Consider the following 24159-nt stretch of genomic DNA (forward strand, 5'->3'; position numbering starts at 1 on the left):
GATCATTAGAGTTCGAAAAAGGGTTGGCATGATACCCGCTCTCGATGACTGGATAAAGGCTGAATTGGATAAAATCTGAACAGTTATTTCTTTATCGCTGCCGGTTTGGTTGCGTGGGGCGAAGTCAAGAAACCGACGTCAAGCCTCAAGGTATGAACCGATTCACTCGGGCGAGTGAAAGCTCAGGCTGTAATTCACGGCTTTATTGCCGGGGTCGAGAATATCCAGGGAGATATGGATCGGGGTCTGCGAGGGCATTTCGCTTACGCCGGCCAGTTCACCGCTGAGGTATTCGGCGGGCTTGAAGCGACGACTGGCGATCAGGCCGCCGTTCAAATCGGCAAAACGCAGCTCCAGCAGCGGGAAGGGCTGGGAGAAGGTGGCGCGGTTGTAGATGATTGCATCCACCACCAGCGCGCCGGCAAATTCCGGGTGGCTGCGTACCACCAGGTTGCTGCTCTTGATATGGGCGATATCGACCCGCGACGGCACGGTGCAGCCCAAGGTGGGGCACAGTTCCTGGAACCACGGGCGATAGGCATCCTGGCGGGCGAGGTCGTCGAACTGGTAGGCGATGTACTGGCCGGCGAGGCCGGCGGCGGCGATCAGTACCAGCACGATCCAGATCAGGCGACGGCCCCAGCCAGCGGGGCGTTTCTGCGCGTAGAGGTGCAGCGGGTCATCTTCCAGGTCCTGGAGCATGTCGTCGTGAGCACTGGCCTCGGCGCGGGGGCGCTTGCGGCGGGGCTGCGCGCGTTCCTCGGGTTCCGGGGCTTCTACGGCGTGGGTCAGCGGCGTGAACGGTGGGTCTTGATCGTCGTCATCCACGGTTGAGCGCAGCGGCGGTTCGTCATCGATATCGTCCGCGTGGAATGACATGGACGGTTCGGTGCGCGGCTGCGTCGGCTCGGGCTCGTCGTCAGTGAGTTGGCCGCGCTCTTGCGGTGGTTCGCTGAACAGGCTGGCCGCCCATTTTTCTTCCTCGGCCTTGACGGTATCGCGGCTGGCACTGAGGGCGTCGTCTTTTTGCCGGCGGTCGGCGTTTGCCTGGCGACGCTCGGAGGTCAGCGGTTGGGTGTGCTGAATTTCGCGGCGTTCCAGTTTGGCGAGTTCTTCGTCCAGGTCCAGGTTGTCCAGGTCCAGCTCTTCGGCGGTCCACTGTTTCTGGCTGATTGCGCGCGGTGCCTCGGGGATCGGCTCGGCAATGGCCGCCTGCTCAGGTTCTGACGCGGTGGCCTGGGCCCGCTGCTCGAGCAACTGGCGCACCGCGTTGAACACTTGCAGGCACGAGCCGCAGCGCACCACGCCGCGGGCCACGTTCAATTGAGCGTGGCTGACGCGAAAGCGCACTTGGCAATGTGGGCACTGGGTGACGAAACTGTCGCTCATGCGGCTATCCGATTCAGGCAAGCGCTCATTCTAGCGCCGACGCCCGCTGATGCGCACCCAGCCGTCACGGTTGGCGATCGGGTCCAGCTCGAAATCCTTGGCATAAGCAGCAGCCACGTCTTCGCCCTGTTCGGCGAGGATACCCGACAGCGCCAGACGGCCGCCCGGCTTGACCAGGCTCGACAGCTGCGGCGCCAGGGACACCAGCGGCCCGGCGAGGATGTTGGCCACCAGCACATCGGCCTGCACCTGGGGCAATTGCTCCGGCAGGTAGAGCGGGAATTTGCCTTCAGGAATGTTGTTGCGCCCGGCGTTATCGCGGGAGGCCTCCAGGGCCTGCACGTCGATGTCGGTACCCACGGCTTCCTTGGCGCCCAGCAGCAGGGCGGCAATTGCGAGGATCCCCGAGCCGCAACCGAAGTCCAGCACGTGGCTGTCGGTCAGGTCCTGGCCGTCCAGCCATTCCAGGCACAGCGCGGTGGTGGGGTGGGTGCCGGTGCCGAACGCCAGGCCCGGGTCCAGCAGCAGGTTGACGGCATCCGGCTCGGGGGCTGCGTGCCAGCTCGGCACGATCCACAGGCGCTGGCCGAAACGCATCGGCTGGAAGTTATCCATCCAGCTGCGCTCCCAGTCCTGGTCTTCGATCACTTCGCTGTGATGCTCGGGCAGCGGGCCGCCGGTGAGCAGTTCCATATGGGCCAGCACGGCGGCGGCATCGGTGCCGTCTTCGAACAGGGCCAGCAGGTGGGTGTGGGACCACAGTGGGGTGGTGTTGAGTTCTGGCTCGAAGATCGGTTGGTCTTCGGCGTCCATGAACGTTACCGATACCGCGCCGACTTCGAGGAAAGCGTCTTCGTAGGTTTCGGCTTGTTCTGGGCTGATGGCGAGACGGACTTGCAGCCAAGGCATGGCGGGCACCTTTGAAAAAATTGAATGTGCGACGGGTGGGTCGCGAAAGCGCGCAAGTTTACGCGAGCGCACCGCAGAAGACGACTGTACTGACTGAACACGGATCAAATGTGGGAGGGGGCTTGCTCCCGATAGCAGTGTGTCAGCCTCATCATCTGTAACTGATCCACCGCTATCGGGAGCAAGCCCCCTCCCACATTTGCACTGTGTACCTCTTCAAAATAGAGGGCCCACAAACAACAAAGCCGCCCTAAGGCGGCTTTGTTGGGTGGAGCACTTACTGGTTGGCCAGCTTGTGTTCCAGGTAGTGAATGTTCACACCACCTTCGCAGAAGCCTTCATCACGAACCAGGTCCCGATGCAGCGGGATGTTGGTCTTAATGCCGTCTACCACGATTTCGTCCAGGGCGTTGCGCATACGGGCCATGGCCTCGTCGCGGGTGGCGCCCCAGGTGATCAGCTTGCCGATCAGCGAGTCGTAGTTGGACGGAACCTTGTAGCCGCTGTACAGGTGCGAATCCACACGTACGCCGTTGCCGCCGGGCGCGTGGAAATGCTTGACCAGGCCAGGGCTTGGGATAAAGGTTTTCGGGTCTTCGGCGTTGATCCGGCACTCAAGCGAGTGGCCGTGAAGCTTCACGTCGTCCTGGGTGAAGGACAGCACGTTGCCGGCGGCGATGCTGAGCATCTCCTTGACGATGTCGATACCGGTGACCATCTCCGAAACCGGGTGCTCTACCTGCACACGAGTGTTCATCTCGATGAAGTAGAAACGACCGTTCTCGTAGAGGAACTCGAAAGTACCCGCGCCACGGTAGTTGATGTCGATGCACGCCTTGACGCAGCGAGCCAGTACTTCCTGACGCGCGGTTTCATCCAGGCCCGGTGCCGGGGCTTCTTCCAACACCTTCTGGTGACGGCGTTGCAGCGAGCAATCGCGGTCGCCCAGGTGGATGGCGTGGCCCTGGCCGTCGGACAATACCTGCACTTCCACGTGACGTGGGTTGGTCAGGTACTTTTCCAGGTAGACCATCGGGTTGCCGAACCAGGCGCCCGCTTCGGAGCGGGTCTGCTTGGCGGCTTCGATCAGGTCTTCTTCCTTGTGCACCACGCGCATGCCGCGACCACCACCGCCACCGGCGGCCTTGATGATCACCGGGTAACCGACTTCACGACCAATGCGCAGGGCGGTTGCCTCGTCTTCCGGCAGTGGGCCGTCGGAGCCAGGCACGGTTGGCACACCGGCTGCGATCATGGCGTCCTTGGCCGAGACCTTGTCGCCCATCAGGCGAATGGTTTCGGCTTTAGGGCCAATGAAGGCAAACCCGGATTTTTCCACCTGTTCGGCGAAGTCGGCGTTTTCCGCGAGGAAGCCGTAGCCCGGGTGGATGCCATCAGCGCCGGTCACTTCCGCGGCGGCGATGATGTTCGAGACTTTCAGGTACGAGTTCGTGGCCAGTGGCGGGCCGATGCAGATGCTTTCGTCCGCCAGTTTCACGTGCATCAATTCGGTATCGGCCGTCGAGTAAACAGCGACGGTCTTGATGCCCTCTTCCTTACAGGCGCGCAGGATACGCAGCGCGATCTCGCCGCGGTTGGCGATCAGGACTTTTTGCAGTTTCTTCGCAGGTTTCAACATCGAAGGCGCTCCGCGGTTCAAACGATGGTGAACAGCGGCTGGTCGTACTCAACCGGCTGACCGTTTTCTACCAGGATGGATTCGATGACGCCGGCTTTCTCAGCAGTGATGTGGTTCATCATCTTCATCGCTTCAACGATGCAGATGGTGTCACCCACTTTCACGGTTGCGCCGACTTCAACGAAGGCTGGCGAGGTCGGTGCCGGGGTGCGGTAGAAAGTACCGACCATTGGCGACTTGACCACGAAACCGTTCAGCACTGGAGCAGCTGGCGCGGCAGGTGCAGCGGCAGCAGCAGGTGCGGCGGCCGGAGCAGCAGCCGGAGCCGGTGCTTGCATCTGTGGCGCGTAGAACTGTTGGGCCGGGGTCTTGCTGTGGCGGCTGATCCGTACGGATTCTTCGCCTTCCTTGATTTCCAGCTCGTCGATGCCGGACTCTTCCAGCAGCTCGATCAGTTTCTTAACTTTACGGATATCCATGAATCATCAACTCCCAAGGGTCGGTCAGGGGCGCTTGGCCGGTTGTTCAAGTTGTTCCAGGGCGGCCTCCAGGGCCAGTCGGTAACCGCTGGCGCCAAGGCCGCAGATCACACCTACCGCTACGTCGGAGAAGTAGGAGTGATGGCGGAAAGCTTCGCGTTTGTGCACGTTGGACAAATGCACTTCGATGAATGGGATGCTCACCGCCAGCAACGCGTCACGTAATGCAACACTCGTGTGCGTAAAAGCGGCGGGATTGATCAGGATAAAGTCCACGCCTTCGCCACGCGCGGCATGGATGCGATCAATCAATTCGTACTCGGCATTGCTTTGCAGGTAGAGCAGATGGTGGCCGGCTTCACGGGCCCGGCGTTCCAGATCGAGGTTGATCTGTTCCAGGGTCACTGCCCCGTAGACGCCCGGTTCACGGGTGCCGAGCAGGTTCAGGTTGGGTCCGTGAAGAACCAGTAAGGTCGCCATCGGCTGTTCCTTGTTATTGAAGTGGGTACGTCAGAACCCGGCGACTATGCCGCAAAGCCTTTGTGACTGTCCAGTTCTATGCAGTAGGCAGCACGATTAGCGAGGATAGCGCAAAGTATGTGACCAAGTTGTCCGGTCTGGTCATTGGCAACACTTTTCTGAAAACACCGGAGGGTAAATGTGGGAGGGGGCTTGCTCCCGATAGCGGTGGTTCAGTTACAGATAGTGAGACTGACACCCTGCTATCGGGGGCAAGCCCCCTCCCACATTTGATCTCCATTGGATTCTGGATGTTCATTGGTCGGCTCAGACGCGGAAGGCCTGCACCGCCGTATTGAGCTGCCCGCCCAGCACCAACAGGTGCTCGCCCTGACTGCGCCCCTGGCCAATGCGCAGCAGATTATCCTCACCCAGCTGATGAATCCGCTCGCTGTTGTCGCGAATTTCACTCACGGCGCCACTTTGCTGGGCCGTCACATCGGCGATGCGCACCGCAGTGTCGGAAATGGTCTGGATCGCACCGACGATTTCATCCAGCGCACCATCCGCCGCCTGGGCCTGCTGGGCGGTGGCTTCGGCGTGTTCGACCTGCGCGCGCATGCCTTGCACCGATTGGTGCGCGGCGCTTTGCAGGCCGGCGATCAAGGTCTGGATTTCTGCGGTGGCACCGGCGGTGCGCTGGGCCAGGGAACGGACCTCATCGGCGACCACGGCAAACCCTCTGCCGGCCTCACCGGCGCGGGCGGCTTCAATTGCTGCGTTGAGGGCCAGCAGGTTGGTCTGGTCGGCAATGGCGCGAATCACTGTCAGTACGCCGCCGATGGTGGCCGATTCTTCGGCGAGTTTTTCGATCATTTGCGCGTTTTGCTGCACTTCGCCCACCAGGGCGTGCAGCCCGGTCAGGCTCAGGCCGATTACGCGTTGGCCGTGCTCCACTGCCTGGCCCGCGCTGCGGCTGGCACTGGCGGCCTGGCTGGCATCGCCGGCCACTTGCTGGATGGTCGCTTCCAGTTCGCCGAGTGAATCGCGGATCTGCGCGGTGTCGCCGGCCTGACGCTCGGCGCCATCGTGCAAGCCGCTGCTCAGTTCAGCCAAGGCGCGGCTGCTGCCGGCGACCTCCTCGGCATTCCCGCGAATGGTGCCCACCAGGTCGACCAAATAGGCGCGTAAACGGTTGAGAGAGGCTTCGATATCGCGCAATTCGCGGTTGGTCTTGCCCAGGGCAATCGGCTGGCCGAAGTCGCCTTCGGCCCACGTCGACAGGGCCGGTGCGAGGTTGGTGAGCACGCGGGCCAGCTTCCTTTGCAGGGTGTCGATCAGCAGCGCGATCAGCAGAATCAGGCCGATCATCACCCCTTGCATCAGGCGCACTTCGCCCTGGATCTTGCCGTGTTGGGCGCGTACTACCGGTTCCAGCCCGGCGATAGCTTGTTGCACTGCGTTGATTTTCAGGTGCGTGGCGGCGGCCAGGTCGGCGCGTTGCTGGATCTGCTCGCGGGTGCGCTTGAGTTCGGCAGGGTAGCGGGTGAGCAGGCTGTTGAGTTCGCGCTTGAGGTCGACGCCGCTGTCCTGGGCTTCGGTCTTTTCGCTGTTTTCCAGGCCCATCAAGGCCGAAAAATCATCCGCGCTGGAGTCGGCGCTGGCCTTCACGCCCAGCAGCGGCAGTTGCTCCAGCAGGTCGGCCTGGCTGCGGATAGTGCTGACTTCGCGCTCCACATCGTCCGCCAGCTCCGCGCGGCCGCTGCTCACCAGTTTGTCGCGGGCCAGCGACAGCCTGCCCAAGTGCTGGGAAGCCGTCAGCAGCGGCGGCAGGTAGCGCGCCGCTTCCGGGGTATTAACGCCGGTGGCGTACTGGCTCAGTTGATCCAGGTTGGCGCCCAGTTCACGCTCGGCTTGCAGCAGCAAGGCTTGTGGGTCGCCGGCCAATTTGCCGGCCGCCAGCAGGTCGGTTTTGCTGAAGGTGTCCAGGTCCACCAGGCTGGGGCGCAGGTTCTGCGCGAGGTCGGCGGGCAGTTCATCCAAATGCTGCAGCAGGCTTTCCTGGCTCTGGCTGGCACTGCTCAAGCGCAGGGCGTCGCCGCTGGCCAGGTAGTCGTCGATATTGCGCGCGGCCTGGTTCTGGAAGGTCTGGGACAAGCCCAGGTAGCGCTCCATCAACAGATAAGGGCGTTCCAGGGCCTTTTGCGACCACCAGAGCGTGGCCCCGAGCGCCAGGCACACGGCCACCAGCAGAAGGGTATTGAGATTGGTCAGCAGCTTCAGGCGCATGCGTGGTTTCAACCGACAGCAAAAGGTAAGTGCCTGAAGTTATTGCGTTTGCGTTACAGAGTTATGACGGAATCAGTGGATTCCGGTGAAAAGGTGGCACTTTGCTTTGATCCCAATGCGGCTTGCACGCGGTTGCGTCCGGCGTTCTTGGCGCGGTACAGCGCCTCGTCGGCCTGGGCCGCCATCATCAGGCTGTCGGAACCGTCACACAGCTCGACCAGGCCAGCGCTGAACGTGCACCACAGATCCTGCGGCTGGGCCGGGTAGTGGATTTCGGCGAAGCGTCCGCGGATTTCGTCTAGCACCTTGCAGGCCGACTCCAGGTCGGTGTCGGGCATCACGATGGCGAACTCTTCGCCGCCGTAGCGCCCGATGAAGTCGGTCTTGCGCAAACGCTGCTTGAGAAACAATGCCAGGCTCTTGATTACGCGGTCGCCCATGGGGTGGCCGTGGCTGTCATTGACCCGCTTGAAGTGGTCGATATCCAGCATGGCAAAGCTCAGCGGCTTGTTTTCACGGCGTGCGCGGAAGCTGCAGTCTTCGAGCAATTGCAGAATGTGGGTGTGGTTGTACAGGCCGGTCAGGCTGTCGCGCACCATCCGCGCCTTGAGGTTACGCGCCCGCGCCGCGCGGTTGCGCACGGTGGTGATCAGGTGGCGTGGCTTGATCGGCTTGGTGAGGAAGTCGTCGCCGCCTTCGCTCATGGCGTCCAGTTGCTTGTCCTGGTCGTCCTCGGCCGACAGGTAAATGATCGGCACGCTGACATATCGGTCGTTATGGCGGATCACTTTGGCCAGTTCCGTGCCGGTACAGGCGGGCATATACATGTCGAGGATGATCAGGTCGGGCTGGAAATCCGCCAGCTCGGCCATGGCCTGGATCGGCTCGATCAAGGTGCGCGTGACGATGCCGGCGCTGTTGAGCAGCCGTTCGGTGTGCAGGGCCTGGGCGCGGGAATCGTCGATGATCAGCACTTTATAAGGTTCGTACTGCGCGACGCAGGTCAGTACTTCGATCTTTTCCAGCAAACTTGAGGCTTCCAGCGTTCCGGTGAGGAACTCCTGCCCCCCGGCGCGCACGGCGGCCAGGCGTGTTGGGGTGTCGGTTTCATGCAGGCTGAAAAACAGCAGCGGCAGCTTCTGCTCCAGGCCTTCCTGGGCTTGGGCGGCGAGTTTGAGGCCCAGGCCGGTGCCGCAGAAATCCACGTCCATCACAATGGCCGACGGCAAGCGTTCGGCCATCGACGCATGAAAAGCCGCCACGCTGTCCAGGGACTGCGCGCTCATGCCAAAGAATTCCAGCTGCTTGGCCAGGCGCTCGGCGCGGTCGTGATCGGCGAGCATCACATAGATCGGCTTGCGCATCGGCGGCAGGAATGTTTGTTCCAGCTGGTCACCCTGGCGCAGGCCGGTGCGGGACAGGCGTTGCATCAGACGATTGAGTTCGGTGATCAACTGGCTGCTCAGGCGGCCGCGATTTTCGTCCACCGCCTTCAGCGATTCACCGATGTGCCGCGCCAACTGGCCGTGTTCCGGCTGTTCGAAGCGCTCGGCAAAACGCAGCAGGCGCAGGTTGGCTTCGCTGAGTTCGGAAAGGTCGGCGCCAGACCATTCGCTGCGTTGCAGGCGCTGCCAGATCTCAAGAATTTGACGTGCCTGATGAATTACCCGCTGGGCAAAATGCTGCTTGAGACGCTCACGGCTGGGGTCTTCTGGCTCGGTCATATCCTGACTACTAGTTAGGGTGCATGCTGAGGTCGAACTGATGGCTCTATGCTAGCACCTCTTTTGAAGTGGATGAGTGTCATACGTCAATAAACTGCGTGCCCCTGATATTCAGTTACTGACCTGGTGGTCGCGCAGCGTAAAAAGCGTGCATCCTTTATAGTCGAGAACCTCGCCTACGCCAGTTTGGTGAAAAGCCCCGCATGGGTGGGCACGATGGGGTAGGGTTGTGGTCGGAGTGTTTGAACGCACGCCATCAATTCAAGTGCATGAACTCAAGTGATTGAAAGGATATCGCCATGCTGGACTGGAAAAACCGTGCAGGCAGTGCCAAAGGCCCCGCCCCTGAGCCCAAGTCGGCCAACCGCAGCTATTTGCGTACACTGCTGATGAGCCGAGCCTTGCTCAGCGTGCTCGGCCTGTACCTGTTGGTCACCGGCGCCCTGGGTTGGTACTGGAGCGAAGAGCCGGCGCTGTTCCCGGTCCAGCAAAATGCGCAGATTGCTGCCGAAAAAGAAGGCAAGCAGATGGTGGTGGGTTTCACCACCGTCGAAACCCTCAAGACCGTGGTCGGCACCTTGCTGAACAAGCCGGGCGGCTACATTTCCAACGACCGCTTCCCGCCAGGCCTGTGGATGGACAACATGCCGAGCTGGGAATACGGCGTGCTGGTGCAGGTGCGTGACCTGACCCGCGCCCTGCGTAAAGACTTCGCCCGCTCCCAGTCGCAGTCGGCCGAAGATGCGGATTTGGCCAAGGCCGAGCCGCGCTTCAACTTCGACAACAAGAGCTGGGTGCTGCCGTCCAGTGAGTCGGAGTACCAGGAAGGCATCAACTCCCTGAGCCGCTACGAAGCACGCCTGTCCGACCCGAACCAGCGCGGCGCGCTGTTCTATGCGCGCGCCGACAACCTCAACAACTGGCTCGGTGACGTCGCCACCCGCCTGGGTTCGCTGTCGCAACGCCTGTCGGCCAGCGTCGGTCGGGTCAAATTGAACACCGCACTGAAAACCGAAGCCCTGGCGCCGGGTGAAGTGCCGCAGGTCGATGAAGAAGTGGTGGAAACCCCATGGATGCAGATCGACAACGTGTTCTACGAAGCGCGTGGCCAGGCGTGGGCCTTGTCCCATCTGCTGCGTGCCATCGAGGTTGATTTTGCCGACGTACTGGCCAAGAAAAACGCCACCGTCAGCGTGCGCCAGATCATTCGTGAGCTGGAAGCCTCGCAGGAGCCCGTCTGGAGCCCGATGATTCTGAACGGCAGCGGCTTCGGCGTACTGGCGAACCATTCGCTGGTGATGGCCAACTACATTTCCCGGGCCAACGCTGCAGTGATCGACTTGCGTCAGCTCCTCAACCAGGGTTGATGATGGACGCGATTCAAAAGGAGGCCGCGCACCGTGCGGCCTCTGATGCCGAACTGATCTGCTGGGTCGACGAGCAGGACACCCTGCTCGGCCACCTGGTCAGGTCCGACCTGCGCCAGCGCGGCCTGATTGGCCGTTGCACGTTTATCTTCCTGTTCAATTCGGCCGGCGAGCTGTGTGTGCACCGGCGCACCCTGAGCAAAGCCATGTACCCCGGTTTCTGGGACACAGCGGCGGGCGGGATGGTTGCAGCGGGGGAGTCGTATGCCGTGTCGGCAGCCCGTGAGCTGGAAGAAGAGCTGGGCGTTGGCGGGGTGGAATTGATCGAGCACGACCATTTCTACTTCGAAGATGGCGACAGCCGGCTCTGGTGCCGGTCCTACTCCGCGACCTGGGACGGGCCCCTGCGCCTGCAGCCTGAAGAGGTCATGGAAGCGCGCTTTTTACCGATCGACAGTGTCCTGCGGGAAGCTGAACAAAAGCCTTACTGCCCGGACGCCCAAGAGGGCTTGCGGCGCTATCTGGCCTCGCGTCGCTAAAGTTGCATAAATTGGCGCCATTTGGCTCTTAGCAAGTCGGCTTTTTGCCGTTACACTGCGCGACTTTTCACCCGGACCGCCTTGGCGGCCCGGTAGCGCTGCCCCTGCCTGAGTGGGGCTTCGCGGTCGGTTAACCGCCTTGGCGCAGACCGATCAGTCTTTGTCCTCCCAAGAGGATTGCCGGTGGCCAAAAAAGCCGCATCCTTCGCCGCCCTTGGTGGCCTGGTATTTTCCACCGATGCAGGTCGACACTGCCCGGACTGTCGTCAGCCCGTGGATTCGTGTACCTGCAAACAGACCCTGATCCCACAAGGCGACGGTATTGCCCGCGTGCGCCGCGAAAGCAAAGGCCGTGGCGGCAAGACGGTGACCACTATCACCGGCGTGCCCCTGGCCGAAGACGCCCTCAAGGAGTTGGCCACCACGCTGAAAAAGCGCTGTGGCACCGGTGGCGCGTTGAAAGACGGGGTCATCGAAATCCAGGGCGAGCACGTCGAGTTGCTGTTGGCCGAGCTGATCAAGCTCGGTTACAAGGCCAAGAAGTCCGGCGGCTGAAAGCCTCTTCCCAACCTGTGTCTAAACTCTGTCCTGCGAGTGGGGTCTACCTCCTTCACAGGCAAATCGTCATTTTCATTCTTTAGACTGCGCCAGCCTCCGCTTGAGGTGGCGCCTTCGCCTTCATTTATAGGGGACTTCGATGTCCGTACGACGCACACGCAAAGACGATGGCAGCCAATGGACAGTTGCGGACAGCCGCAGTGTTTACGGGATCCGCCATTGGGGGGCCGGGTATTTCGCGATCAATGAAGCCGGTCGCGTAGAAGTCCGTCCGAACGGCCCGAACAGCACGCCGGTCGACCTGTACGAGCAAGTCGACGAGCTGCGCAAAAGCGGCCTGTCCTTGCCGTTGCTGGTGCGCTTCCCCGACATCCTGCAAGACCGTGTGCGCCAGCTGACCGGTGCCTTCGATTCGAACATCGAACGCCTGGAATACCAGAGCAAGTACACCGCGCTGTACCCGATTAAGGTGAACCAGCAGGAAGCGGTGATCGAGAACATCATCGCCACCCAGAACGTGTCCATCGGCCTGGAAGCCGGTTCCAAGCCTGAGCTGCTGGCCGTACTGGCCCTGGCGCCCAAGGGCGGCACCATCGTCTGCAACGGTTACAAAGACCGTGAGTTCATCCGCCTCGCGCTGATGGGCCAGAAGCTCGGCCACAACGTGTTTATCGTGATCGAGAAAGAATCCGAGGTTGAGCTGGTGATCGAAGAGGCTGCCAGCCTCAAGGTCAAGCCGCAGGTTGGCCTGCGCGTGCGCCTGTCGTCCCTGGCTTCGTCGAAATGGGCGGACACCGGCGGCGAAAAATCCAAGTTCGGTTTGTCGGCGGCGCAGCTGCTGTCGGTGGTCGAGCGCTTCCGCGCGGCGGGCCTGGACCAGGGCATCCGCCTGCTGCACTTCCACATGGGTTCGCAGATTGCCAACCTGGCCGACTACCAGCACGGGTTCAAAGAAGCCATTCGTTACTACGGCGAACTGCGCAACCTCGGCCTGCCGGTGGACCACATCGACGTGGGCGGCGGCCTGGGTGTGGACTACGACGGGACGCACTCGCGTAACGCCAGCTCGATCAACTACGACATGGACGACTACGCCGGCGTGGTCGTGGGCATGCTAAAGGAATTCTGCGACGCGCAGAGCCTGCCGCACCCGAACATCTTCTCCGAAAGTGGCCGTTCGCTGACCGCTCACCACGCCATGCTGGTGGTGCAGGTCACTGACGTCGAGAAACATAACGACGAAATTCCGACCATCGAGAACAAGGAAAGCCTGCCGGAAACCGTGCAATGGCTGGTGGACCTGCTGGGCCCGACCGACATCGAGATGGTCACCGAAACCTACTGGCGCGCCACCCACTACATGAGCGACGTGGCCACCCAGTACGCCGACGGCAAACTGACCCTGGCCGAAAAAGCCCTGGCCGAGCAATGCTACTTTGCCGTGTGCCGCCGCCTGCACAACTCGCTGAAGGCCCGCCAGCGCTCGCACCGCCAAGTGCTGGACGAACTCAACGACAAGCTGGCCGACAAGTACATCTGCAACTTCTCGGTCTTCCAGAGCCTGCCGGACACCTGGGCCATCGGCCAGGTACTGCCGATCCTGCCGCTGCACCGTCTCGACGAAGAGCCGCTGCGCCGCGCGGTGTTGCAGGACTTGACCTGCGACTCCGACGGCAAGATCAAGCAGTACGTCGACGAGCAGAGCATCGAAACCAGCCTGCCGGTGCACGGCTTGAACGAAGGCGAGGACTACCTGCTGGGCATCTTCCTGGTCGGTGCTTACCAGGAAATTCTCGGTGACATGCACAACCTGTTCGGTGACACCGACTCGGTGAACATCTACCAGCGTGAAGACGGTTCGGTGTACAGCGCCGGGATCGAGACCCACGACACCATCGAAGACATGCTGCGCTATGTGCACTTGTCGCCCGAGGAGTTGATGACGCACTACCGTGACAAGTGTGCGAGCGCCAAGATCAGTGCCAGCGAGCGTACGCAGTTCCTGGATGCGTTGCGTTTGGGCCTGACGCGGTCGTCCTACCTGTCCTCGTAATATCGGCTGACAGCGATCTGAAAGGTGGGAGCGGGCTTGCTCGCGAAAGCGGTACATCAGTGAAACTTGTGTTAACTGACGCACTGCTATCGCGAGCAAGCCCGCTCCCACATTTGGATGTGTGTTTGGTAGTACCTTCTTTATGAGGGATGGAAAATGTCGAGCAAATACCTGCAAGCGATCACCCTGGCATTGGCTGCATTGCTTGCCGCCTGCTCCCCCATCAAAGTCCTCAACGCACTCACCCCCTCCAACACCTTCACCAAAACCGCGTCCATCGCCTACGGCGACGACCCCCGTCAGAAACTCGATGTGTACCGCCCCGTAACTGCTCCGCAAAACGCGCCGGTGGTGGTGTTTTTCTATGGCGGCAGTTGGAACAGCGGCGCCAAGGAGGACTACGCTTTTGTCGGCGAAGCGCTGGCCTCGCGCGGCATTGTGGTGGTGGTCGCCGACTACCGGCTTTACCCGCAGGTGCGTTACCCCGCGTTTCTCCAGGACGGCGCCAAAGCGCTGGCCTGGGCCCATCAGCATATCGCCGACTACGCGGGTGACCCTACCCGGCTCTATGTGATGGGCCACAGCTCCGGTGCCTACAACGCGTCAATGTTGGCGCTGGATGCGCGCTGGCTGAATGAGGTGGGTTTGGCGCCGTCGATACTCAAGGGCTGGATCGGCCTGGCCGGGCCGTATGACTTCCTGCCGATTGAAAACCCTGATGTGAAACCGGTGTTCTTCTTCCCCGATTCACCGCCGGAGTCGCAACCGATCAACCATGTCAGCCGCGATGCACCGCCAAGCCTGTTGATCGCCTCGACTGACGACAGCCTGGTCAACCCCACCCGCAATACCGGTGGGCTGGCGAAAAAACTGCGCGAGGCCGGCGTGCCCGTCGAAACGTTCTACTTCACCAAGACCGGCCACGCGACCTTGGTGGCGTCCATTGCCAAGCCGTTGCGCTGGCTGGCGCCGGTGCTGGATCGCGTCACAGCGTTTATCCAAGCCACTGGTCCTGGCGGTTCAATCGCCAGGCAATCGCCCACAAAGTAAGGCTGCGCAGGGCCATGAACAGCAGGAAGGTTGTCCACAGCCCGTGGTTGCCCAGCCCCTGCAAGGCCCAGGCGAATGGCAGCGTGAGCAGCACCGTCAGCAGCATCCCGTTGCGCATTTCCCGCGCGCGGGTGGCGCCGATGAACAGGCCGTCCAGCAAGTAGCTCCACACGGCGATCAGCGGCAGCAGCGCCAGGTAGGGCAGGTAGAGGTCGGCGGTTTCGCGCACGCTGGGGATGTCAGTCTGCATGGCGATAAACAAGTGTCCGGCGACGCTGAACAGCAGGGCAAAGCCAACGCTGGCGATCAGCGACCAGCCGCCGGCCACCACCAGCGAGCGGCGCAAGGCTTGGCGGTCATGGGCGCCGATGGCGTGGCCGCACAGCGCTTCGACCGCATGGGCCAGGCCGTCCAGCGCGTGGGCGGTCAGCAGCAGGCCATTGAGCAGCAGCGCATTGGCCGCCACGGTGGCATCGCCCAGGCGTGCGCCCTGCACCGTGATCATGAAAAATACCGACTGCAGCGCCAGGCTGCGGATAAAGATGTCGCGGTTGACCGCCAGCAACGGGCGCCAGCTTTGCCAGCGTTTCAAGGCGGCCCAGGCGATATGCCCGGGGTAGGCGCGCAAGGCTTTTTGCGTCATGGCCAGGCCGAGCAGGGCGCCGGTCCATTCCGCGATGACGGACGCACGCGCGGAGCCGACCACGCCCCAGTCCAGGCCGAGTACGAACCACAGGTTCAACGCGATGTTGACCAGGTTGGTGGTGAGCAAAATCGCCAATGGCGCACGGGCGTTTTGCGTGCCGAGGAACCAGCCGACCAGGGCATAGCTGGCCAACGCCGCGGGCAGGCCGAACAGGCGAGTGTGGAAGAACTCGCGGGTCAGTTGGTTCAGTTCCGGCGATGGCTGCATCCAGCCCAGCGCCAGGTGGCTCAGGGGAATACCCACGGTGCCCAGCAGCATCGCCAGCCCCAACGCCAGCAACAAGCCTTGCAACAGGATCTGCCTCAACGCCGCGCCGTCGCCGCGCCCGGCGGCCTGGGCGGCGAAGCCGGTGGAGCCCATGCGCAGAAACCCCATGGCCCAGGCCAGGAACGTATACAGGCTGGCCCCGACCGCCACGGCGCCGAGCTGGTGGGCGTGGGGCAGGTGGCCGATGACCATGCTGTCGACCAGGGCCACCAGTGGCACCGAGATGTTTGACAGGATCATCGGCGCGGCCAGGGCCCAGACGCGGCGGTGGGTCGAGCGGTGGCGCCAATCGGTGAGCAGGGAATTCATGCAGGCTCCTTGGGAAGTGGCATTGTACCCATCCATCAGCCACACAACAGAACCAATGTGGGAGGGGGCTTGCTCCCGATGGCGGTGTGTCAGCTGAGTTATTTGAAACTGACCCACTGCCATCGGGAGCAAGCCCCCTCCCACATTTTGATCTTGAGTGTTTGTGGGATTGTTCCTGGCTTTAAACCGCCCCAGAACCAAACCACCCTCCGTCGGTCAATGTGACCAGCACCGCATCGGCCCTCAACAGGCTGATATATAGTTCATCCCTCGGACCCCTCTCACTACGAGTGCCCCATGCTGAACAAAGGACTGATCCTGGCTTGCGCGCTGGCCCTGCTGAGCGCCTGCGATTCTTCCGATAAACCCGCTGCCCCGCCCGCACCCACCGTGGCGACAGCACCGAAACCGGCCAAGGCGGCGGTGGACGTAGCGGCGCTCAAGCAGCGTTATGCCGGGCGTGAGTTGACCGTAGTGGACGTGTCCGAGGTGCAACTGGACGGCGCCAGTACCTTGTCCGTGAGTGTTTCGATTCCGTTGGACCCGGACCAGAAGTTTGCCGACAAACTCCATCTGGTGGACAGCAAGTCGGGCAAGGTCGATGGCGCCTGGGAGCTGTCCGATAACCTGATGGAATTGCGCCTGCGCCACCTCGAACCCCAGCGCAAGCTGGTGCTGACGGTGGACCCCGGGGTGAAGGCGGTCAACGGCAATACACTCGCCGCCGAGTACAGCGCCCGCCTCGAAACCCGTGACCTGCAAGCCACCGTTGGCTTCGCCAGCCGCGGCACCTTGCTGCCAACGCGCCTGGCCGAAGGGTTGCCGGTGATTGCGCTGAACGTCGACAAGATCGACGTCGAGTTCTTCCGCATCAAGCCTGAATCCCTGCCGTCGTTCCTCGCGCAGTGGGGGCGCAACACCAGCCTGCAAAGCTATGAATCCCGCGAGCTGCTGCCCCTGGCCGATCTGGTCTATGGCGGCCGTTTCGACCTTAACCCCGCGCGCAACACCCGCGAAACCCTGTTGCTGCCGATCGCCGGCCTCAAGCAACTGCAGCAACCCGGTGTGTACCTGGCGGTCATGCGCGCCTCGGGCACCTACAACTATTCGCAACCGGCCACGCTGTTCACCTTGAGTGATATCGGCCTGTCGGTGCACCGCTATGCCAATCGCCTGGATGTGTTCACTCAAGCGCTGGAGGGCGGCAAGGCGCTGGACGGCGTCGACCTCGAAGTGCTGGATGCCGATGGCCGCGTGTTGGGCCAGGGCAAGACCGAAAAAGGTGGCCACGCTGAGTTGCCATTGCCGAAAAAGGCCCAGGTACTGCTGGCCAAACAGGGTGAGCAGACCAGCCTGTTGCGCCTCGACAGCGCGGCACTCGACCTGGCCGAGTTCGACATCGGCGGCCAACCGTCCCACCCATTGCAGTTCTTTGTGTTCGGCCCGCGCGACCTGTATCGCCCAGGCGAAACGGTGCTGCTCAATGCGCTGCTGCGCGACAAGGACGGCAACGCAGTCAAGCCGCAACCGGTGAGCGTCGAAGTGCGTCGCCCGGACGAGCAAGTCAGCCGCAAGTTCGTGTGGGACGCCGATGCGTCCGGCCTCTATCAATACTCACTGCAACTGGCTGGCGAGGCGCCGACCGGGCGCTGGCAACTGGTGTTCGACCTGGGTGACGGCAAGCCGCAATTGTATGAGTTCCTCGTCGAAGACTTCCTGCCCGAGCGCCTGGCGCTGGAACTCAAGGGCAGCGACACGCCACTGAGCCCGGCGGATAACCCGGTGATTCAGGTCAACGGTCGTTACCTCTACGGTGCCCCGGCGTCGGGTAATCGGGTCAGTGGCCAGGTGTATGTGCGCCCGCTGCGCGAGGCGGTCAAGGCCTTGCCGGGTTACCAGTTTGGCTCCGTCACCGAAGAAGAGCTGAGCCAGGATTTCGAGCTGGACGAAAGTGTGCTCGACGCCAAGGGCCAGCAAGCGCTGACCCTGGAAAGCAAATGGGCCGATGCCAAGTCGCCGCTGCAACTGATCGTCCAAGCCAGCCTGCAAGAGTCCGGCGGGCGGCCGATCACGCGGCGTCTGGTGCAGCCGATCTGGCCGGCCGAGCAGCTGCCGGGCCTGCGCGGGCTGTTTGACGGCAAGGAAACCAATGGCGATGGCCCGGCGGAGTTCGAAGTGCTGGTGGCCAATCAGGACGGGCAGAAACTTGCCGCGCAAAACCTCAAAGTGCGACTGGTGCGCGAGCGCCGTGACTACTACTGGAACTACTCCGACAACGACGGCTGGAGTTACCACTTCAACGAGAAATTCCTCAACCTCGACGAACAGACCCTGAACATCAAGGCCGGCGACACCGCCAAGGTCAGCTTCCAGGTCGAGTGGGGCCCGTACCGCGTCGAAGTCGAAGACCCGCAGACCGGTCTGGTCAGCAGTGTGCGCTTCTGGGCCGGTTACCAGGCCCAGGACAACACCGAAGGCGGCGCCGTGCGACCGGATCAGGTCAAGCTGGCGCTGGATAAACCCGCCTATGGCGACGGCGATACCGCCAACGTCACGGTTACACCGCCGGCTGCCGGCAAAGGCTATCTGCTGGTGGAGTCCGCCGAGGGCCCGTTGTGGTGGCAGGAAATCGACGTGCCAGCCGAGGGCAAAAGCTTCGCCGTGAAGCTTGACCCGAAATGGTCGCGCCATGACCTTTACGTCAGTGCCCTGGTGATTCGCCCCGGCGAGCGCAAAGCCAATATCACCCCCAAACGCGCCGTGGGCCTGCTGCACCTGCCGTTGGATCGCACCCAGCGCAAGCTCGGCCTGACCCTCACGGCGCCGGAAAAAATGCGTCCCAAGCAGCCGCTGACGGTGAAGATCGCGGCTAAAAATGCCGATGGCAGCGTGCCCAAACAGGTGCATGTGCTGCTGGCCGCAGTGGACGTGGGCATCCTCAACATCACTGAATACCCGACGCCGGACCCGTACTCCAGCCTGTTTGGCCGCAAGGCCTACGGCGTGGACCAGTTCGACATCTACGGCCAGTTGATCGAAGCCGGGCAGGGCCGCCTGGCCAGCCTGGCCTTCGGCGGTGATGCGGCGCTGGCCAAGGGCGGCAAGCGCCCCGACACCAGCGTGACCATCGTGGCCCTGCAAAGCGCGCCAGTGACCTTGAACGAGCAGGGCGAGGGCGAAGTCAGCGTCAACATCCCGGACTTCAACGGTGAGCTGCGCCTGATGGCCCAGGCCTGGACCGATGATCGCTACGGTATGGCCGAGGGCAAGACCGTGATCGCCGCGCCGCTGATTGCCGAACTGTCGGCACCGCGGTTCCTCGCCGGTGGCGACCAGACCACCTTGGCGCTGGACCTGTCCAACCTGTCGGGCAAGGCGCAGAAACTCGACGTGCAACTCAGTGCCGAGGGGCAATTGGAGTTGGTCAACAGTGGCGCGCAAACCGTCGAGTTGAAACAAGGCCAGCGCACCACCTTGCGTATCCCGGTAAAAGCCTGGGGCGGCCTGGGGCAGGGCAAGGTCAAAGTCAGCGTGAATGGCCTGGACCTGCCGGGTGAAAACCTGCCGCCGTTCAGCCGTGAATGGACCCTGGGCGTGCGCCCGGCCTACCCGGCGTTGCTCAAGCATTACCGCGCGGTGCTGAAAAACGAGCCCTGGAGCCTGCCCGCCGGCACCCTGGACCAGTTTGATGCCTCGGGGCGCCAGGCACTGTTAAGCCTGTCCAGCCGGCCGCCGCTGAACCTGGGCGCGCAGATCAGCGCACTCAAGGCTTACCCCTACGGTTGCCTCGAGCAAACCGCCAGTGGCTTGTACCCGTCACTGTATGCCGACGATGCGTTGCTCAAGCGCCTGAGCATCAAGGGTGAGCCGGACGCCGAGCGTAAACGCAAAATCGAGCTGGGCATCGAGCGCCTGCTGGGTATGCAGCGCTACAACGGCAGCTTTGGTTTGTGGGGCGCCGATGGCGAAGAGGAATACTGGTTGACGGCGTATGTCACCGACTTCCTGCTGCGCGCCCGCGACCAGGGTTTCGCCGTACCGCCTGAAGCCTTGAAGAAAGCCAGCGAACGCCTGCTGCGGTATGTGCAGGAGCGCAACCTGATCGAGGTCGACTACAGCGACAACGCCGACCACACCCGCTTTGCCGTGCAGGCCTACGCAGGCATGGTGCTGGCGCGCAGTCAGCAGGCGCCGTTGGGGGCGTTGCGCAGTCTGTTTGATCGACGCAGCGAGGCCCGTTCCGGGTTGCCGTTGGTGCAGTTGGCCGTCGCCCTGCAAAAGATGGGCGACCAGCCGCGTGCCGATCAGGCCTTGCTCGCCGGGTTGGCGGCGCAGCGCACTGCCGATCAATGGCTGGCCGACTACGGCAGCCCGCTCCGGGACCAGGCGATGATCCTGGCCTTGCTCGAAGAAAATGACCTGGCCAAGGGCTCGCGCGAGGAGCGTTTGTTCACGCTCTCGGACCAGTTGGCGGCCAGTCCGTACCTGTCGACCCAGGAGCGTAACTCGCTGTTCCTGGCCGGGCGCCTCGGCTTCGCGAAGCCTGAGTCGAACTGGCAGGTGTCGCTCACAGGCAGCGGCGGCGTGCATGAGTTGAATAACCAGCAATCGACGCTGGAGCTGGAAGGCAAACTGCTGTCGAGCGATCTGGCCTTGAGCAATCAGGGCGACACGCCGGTGTATCAACAACTGACGATTTCGGGTTATCCACAGGTGCCGCCGGCAGCGGGGGGAGACAACCTGAGCATTCGCCGTGAATACCTGGGCATGAACGGCCAGCCGTTGAACCTGCGCAGCCTCAACAGTGGCGACCTGGTGTTGGTGCATCTGGCGGTGAGCGCCAAGCAGCGTGTACCAGATGCCCTGGTGGTGGACTTGCTGCCGGCGGGCCTGGAGTTGGAAAACCAGAACCTGGCGCAAAGCGCCGCCAGCCTGGAAAACGCCAGCAGCCAGGTCAAGGAGTGGCGCGAGTCGATGCAGAACTCGACCCTCAAGCATCAGGAGTTCAGGGATGATCGCTACGTGGCGGCGCTGAATCTGCAAGGGGACGGCACCACGCACCTGCTGTACCTGGCGCGTGCCGTGACCCCGGGGACGTACCGAGTACCGCCGCCGCAGGTGGAGTCGATGTACCGGCCAAACTGGCAGGCAGTGGGCGAGACCCCAGCGGACCTGGTGATCAAAGGCCGCTGATAGCTCAAGTTGGAATGGGGGTTAAATGTGGGAGGGGGCTTGCTCCCGATGGCGGTAGGTCAATTGTTGCAATAAGTCACTGACACACCGCTATCGGGAGCAAGCCCCCTCCCACAGGGGAACTGTGGTGTTTGGGGGGGTTAGTGGACCACCCAGCTGAGGAGCCACAGGCCGAGCATCAACCAGATAATCCCAAAGACGATCGACGCGCGCATAAACGCGCGCACGGCCGAGTATAGGAACAGCAACCCGACGATCAGGGTAATGATGCTGATGATCGAGGTGTCCATGCCCAGCGCCCGGGACATGCCGTCGACAAAGTCGCCGCCGGCGTTGGAGAGTAAATTGAACAGCCCGCTGAAGAACTCGACGATGTAGTGGATGATCGAGCCGAGTGCGTGACCCAGCCATCCGAAAAAGTCTGCTTGCATAGGTGTGTCTCGATGAAGGAGTGGACGAAATTGCCAGCACTGAGCCTTTGGTCGTTTATCAACAAGGCGAGTTCCCTACCAGCATAGAGGTTTGCCCGTTTGAGTTTTGTATTAATGACTCGGTTTAGTAGGGGAGGGGGCTTGCCCCCGATGGCGGTATGCCTGTGAACGCTTTGGCAACTGACCCACTGCCATCGCGGGCAAGCCCCCTCCTACAGTTATTGCGCTGGGCCTTGGGAAGTGTGTTGCTGGTGATTGCCCTGCTGTGGCTGGCCGATCGCATCTGGCCGCTGCCCCTGCCCAAGGACGACCTGGCGCGGGTGGTGCTGGCCGAGGATGGCACGCCGTTGTGGCGGTTCGCCGACGCCAACGGGGTGTGGCGGTACCCGGTGCAAACCCGCGAAGTGTCGCCGTATTACCTGGACGCATTGCTCACCTACGAAGACCGCTGGTTCTACCAGCACCCTGGCGTAAACCCGTTGGCATTGGCGCGCGCGACGTGGCAGAACCTCACGGGCGCGCGGGTGGTGTCCGGCGGCAGCACCTTGTCGATGCAGGTCGCGCGTTTGCTTGACCCGCATTCCCGGACGTTCCACGGCAAACTGCGCCAGCTCTGGCGCACGGCGCAGTTGGAGTGGCACCTGTCCAAGGAGCAGATCCTCAACCTGTACCTCAACCGCGCGCCGTTTGGTGGCACTTTGCAGGGCGTGGCGGCGGCCAGTTGGGCGTACCTGGGCAAGTCCCCGGCACAGTTGACTCACGCCGAAGCCGCCCTGCTTGCGGTACTGCCCCAGGCGCCGAGTCGCCTGCGCCCCGACCGTCACCCGCAACGCGCCCAGGCTGCACGGGACAAAGTACTGCGCCGCCTCGCCGAGTTCCACGTGTGGCCGCAGTCAGCGGTGGATGAAGCCCTGGAAGAGCCGCTGCTGCTGGCCCCGCGCCTGGAACCGAGCCTGGCGCCGCTGCTGGCGCGGCGCCTGAACCGCCCGGATAGCCCGCCGCTGATCCGCACCACCCTGGATGCCAGCCTGCAACGCCGTCTCGAAGACCTGCTGCTGGGCTGGCGCGCACGCCTGCCGGAGCACACCTCCGCTGCGATCCTGGTGGTGGAGGAGGAGAGCATGGCCGTGCGCGCCTACCTCGGCTCGGTGGATATCAACGACGCCAAGCGCTTCGGCCATGTGGACATGATCAGCGCGCTGCGTTCGCCGGGTTCCACCTTGAAACCTTTCCTCTATGGCATGGCCCTGGACGACGGTTTGATTCATTCCGAATCGTTGCTGCAGGACGTGCCACGGCGCTATGGCGATTACCGGCCGGGCAATTTCTCGATGGGCTTCACCGGCGCGGTGCCGGCGAGTACGGCGCTGTCCAGCTCGCTGAACCTGCCGGCGGTGCAATTGCTGGAAGCCTACGGACCCAAGCGCTTCGCCGCGCAGATGCGCATCGGCGGCGTGCCGTTGGCCTTGCCGGCGTTGGCCGAACCCAACCTGGCGCTGATCCTCGGAGGCGCGGGCAGCCGCCTGGAGGACCTGGTCAGCGGCTACAGCGCGTTCGCCCGCGACGGCAGGGCGGCGACCCTTCGATTGCAGCCGGACGATACGCTCAGAGAGCGGCCATTATTGTCGCCCGGGTCCGCCTGGATTGTGCGGCGCATCCTCAGTGGCCAGGCACGGCCTGATCGTGACCCGCGCGCCGAGCTGGTGCAGCGCCCGGTGTTGGCCTGGAAAACCGGCACCAGCTACGGTTTTCGGGATGCCTGGGCGATTGGTGTGGGGCCGCGTTACTTGATCGGTGTGTGGATCGGTCGTCCTGACGGTACGCCGGTGCCGGGGCAGTTCGGTCTGGCCTCGGCGGCGCCGTTGATGTTGCAGGTGCACGATGTGCTGGCCAACCGTGATAGCCAGCGTGGTATCAGTTCCCCGGTCAAGCCGGTGCCGGCCAATGTCGGGGTGGCGGCCATCTGCTGGCCGCTCGGCCAACCCATGAGCCGCACCGACCCCAATTGCCGCCGCCAGCGCTTCGCCTGGACGCTGGATAACACCACGCCGCCGACCTTGCAGGCACTGGATCAACCGCTGAGCGTGGGCTTGATGGAAAACGTCTGGGTCAACGCCAAGGGCTTACGGGTTGACGCCCACTGCCCCGGCGCAGTGCCGAGACACATCGCCCTGTGGCCCGCACCCCTGGAGCCCTGGTTGCCCAGGGCGGAGCGGCGTGACGCGCGCATTCCGGCCGCCGACCCCGATTGCCCGCCACCGGCGCTGGCGGCGTCTTCGCCGCTGTCGATTGTTGGCGTCCGTGAAGGCGACCAACTGCGCCTGCCGGCGGCCAGCCAACAAGCGCTGCGTTTGAAACTCTCCGCCCTGGGTGGCAGCGGCCGGCGCTGGTGGTTTCTTAACGGCGCGCCGTTGGGGGATAGTGCGAACCAGGAATCTATCAACGCCAGTTTCGAGCATTTGGGGCGCTATCAGCTCAGCGTGCTCGACGAAGCCGGCCAGACCGCCCGGCTCGAATTCAGCGTCGTCGATTAAGGCCTCATCGGGGGCAAGCCCCCTCCCACCTTTGATTTGTGAACACAGTCAAAATGTGGGAGGGGGCTTGCCCTCGATGAGGCCCCAAAGCCCACCACTGTATTCACTTGCCTTCAACCCCGATCCCCCCGAAGCTATGCACATTCAGGTCAGCCTTGCTACCGGCGGCTGCCGGGCGCAGGCCGCGCTGGTCAAGTTGCTCGCCCACGGCCTGGCGAATGCGTTGCTCGGTGAGGTCGCTCTTGATACGCGGGTCATCCGGGC

16 protein-coding genes and 1 pseudogene are annotated in these 24159 nt (G+C 62.7%); 7 read left to right on the forward strand and 10 right to left on the reverse strand.

Going from position 1 to position 24159, the window contains the following annotated elements:
* Positions 1-162: 162 nt before the first annotated feature.
* From GIW02_RS03150 to GIW02_RS03180, 7 genes are all read right to left on the reverse strand, one after another.
* Positions 163-1389, reverse strand: a complete 1227-nt coding sequence (locus GIW02_RS03150) for a DUF3426 domain-containing protein (protein WP_236410556.1) — start codon at positions 1387-1389, stop codon at positions 163-165.
* 30 nt (positions 1390-1419) lie between these two features.
* The gene (gene prmA / locus GIW02_RS03155; protein ID WP_010213491.1) at positions 1420-2298 is read right to left on the reverse strand and encodes a 50S ribosomal protein L11 methyltransferase; all 879 of its coding nucleotides are present in this window, start codon (positions 2296-2298) and stop codon (positions 1420-1422) included.
* Between the two features lie 277 nt (positions 2299-2575).
* Positions 2576-3937, reverse strand: coding sequence for an acetyl-CoA carboxylase biotin carboxylase subunit (gene accC / locus GIW02_RS03160; RefSeq protein ID WP_122718895.1), 1362 nt, complete (start codon positions 3935-3937; stop codon positions 2576-2578).
* Positions 3938-3954: 17 nt separating this feature from the next.
* Positions 3955-4416 (reverse strand): acetyl-CoA carboxylase biotin carboxyl carrier protein, encoded by a 462-nt coding sequence (gene accB, locus GIW02_RS03165; protein ID WP_122718896.1) that lies wholly within the window; start codon positions 4414-4416, stop codon positions 3955-3957.
* Between the two features lie 24 nt (positions 4417-4440).
* Positions 4441-4896, reverse strand: coding sequence for a type II 3-dehydroquinate dehydratase (aroQ, locus tag GIW02_RS03170; RefSeq protein WP_017136743.1), 456 nt, complete (start codon positions 4894-4896; stop codon positions 4441-4443).
* Between the two features lie 306 nt (positions 4897-5202).
* The gene (locus tag GIW02_RS03175; protein WP_236412124.1) at positions 5203-7164 is read right to left on the reverse strand and encodes a methyl-accepting chemotaxis protein; all 1962 of its coding nucleotides are present in this window, start codon (positions 7162-7164) and stop codon (positions 5203-5205) included.
* 53 nt (positions 7165-7217) lie between these two features.
* Entirely contained in the window at positions 7218-8888 is a 1671-nt protein-coding gene (locus tag GIW02_RS03180) for a response regulator (protein WP_236412122.1), read from the reverse strand.
* A gap of 299 nt (positions 8889-9187) precedes the next feature.
* On the opposite strand from GIW02_RS03180, the gene GIW02_RS03185 reads away from it, so the two are divergent.
* The 5 genes from GIW02_RS03185 (at position 9188) to GIW02_RS03205 (ending at position 14455) form a co-directional block, all read left to right on the forward strand.
* Positions 9188-10255, forward strand: coding sequence for a DUF2333 family protein (locus GIW02_RS03185; protein WP_101266088.1), 1068 nt, complete (start codon positions 9188-9190; stop codon positions 10253-10255).
* 2 nt (positions 10256-10257) lie between these two features.
* Entirely contained in the window at positions 10258-10794 is a 537-nt protein-coding gene (locus GIW02_RS03190; RefSeq protein WP_236412120.1) for an NUDIX hydrolase, read from the forward strand.
* Between the two features lie 183 nt (positions 10795-10977).
* A complete protein-coding gene (locus GIW02_RS03195; RefSeq protein WP_236412118.1) occupies positions 10978-11349 on the forward strand; it encodes a translation initiation factor Sui1 in 372 nt (123 codons plus the stop codon).
* Between the two features lie 142 nt (positions 11350-11491).
* Positions 11492-13405 carry an arginine decarboxylase gene (speA, locus tag GIW02_RS03200; protein ID WP_065945524.1) on the forward strand — a complete coding sequence of 638 codons (1914 nt, stop codon included), beginning with the start codon at positions 11492-11494 and terminating at the stop codon, positions 13403-13405.
* A 156-nt stretch (positions 13406-13561) separates the two neighbouring features.
* A complete protein-coding gene (locus GIW02_RS03205; protein ID WP_236412116.1) occupies positions 13562-14455 on the forward strand; it encodes an alpha/beta hydrolase in 894 nt (297 codons plus the stop codon).
* Here GIW02_RS03205 and GIW02_RS03210 read toward each other — a convergent pair.
* Entirely contained in the window at positions 14400-15737 is a 1338-nt protein-coding gene (locus GIW02_RS03210; RefSeq protein WP_236412115.1) for an MATE family efflux transporter, read from the reverse strand. The two genes, GIW02_RS03205 and GIW02_RS03210, sit on opposite strands and share 56 nt — an antisense overlap.
* 297 nt (positions 15738-16034) lie before the next feature.
* On the opposite strand from GIW02_RS03210, the gene GIW02_RS03215 reads away from it, so the two are divergent.
* Positions 16035-20930, forward strand: a complete 4896-nt coding sequence (locus GIW02_RS03215; RefSeq protein ID WP_236412113.1) for an alpha-2-macroglobulin family protein — start codon at positions 16035-16037, stop codon at positions 20928-20930.
* Positions 20931-21070: 140 nt separating this feature from the next.
* On the opposite strand, the gene GIW02_RS03220 is transcribed toward GIW02_RS03215, so the two are convergent.
* Positions 21071-21361: a hypothetical protein gene (locus GIW02_RS03220; protein ID WP_236412111.1), complete on the reverse strand. Its 291-nt coding sequence runs from the start codon at positions 21359-21361 to the stop codon at positions 21071-21073.
* A 221-nt stretch (positions 21362-21582) separates the two neighbouring features.
* Between GIW02_RS03220 and pbpC the strand changes: the two genes are divergently transcribed.
* Positions 21583-23895, forward strand: a complete 2313-nt coding sequence (gene pbpC / locus GIW02_RS03225; RefSeq protein ID WP_268935421.1) for a peptidoglycan glycosyltransferase PbpC — start codon at positions 21583-21585, stop codon at positions 23893-23895.
* Positions 23896-24025: 130 nt separating this feature from the next.
* Here the strand turns inward: pbpC and GIW02_RS03230 are convergent.
* Positions 24026-24159 (reverse strand): annotated as a pseudogene (locus tag GIW02_RS03230) (DUF4136 domain-containing protein); the annotation flags it as partial.

Origin of the sequence: Pseudomonas syringae (assembly GCF_021606685.1) — a bacterium.
Taxonomy (GTDB): domain Bacteria; phylum Pseudomonadota; class Gammaproteobacteria; order Pseudomonadales; family Pseudomonadaceae; genus Aquipseudomonas; species Aquipseudomonas syringae_R.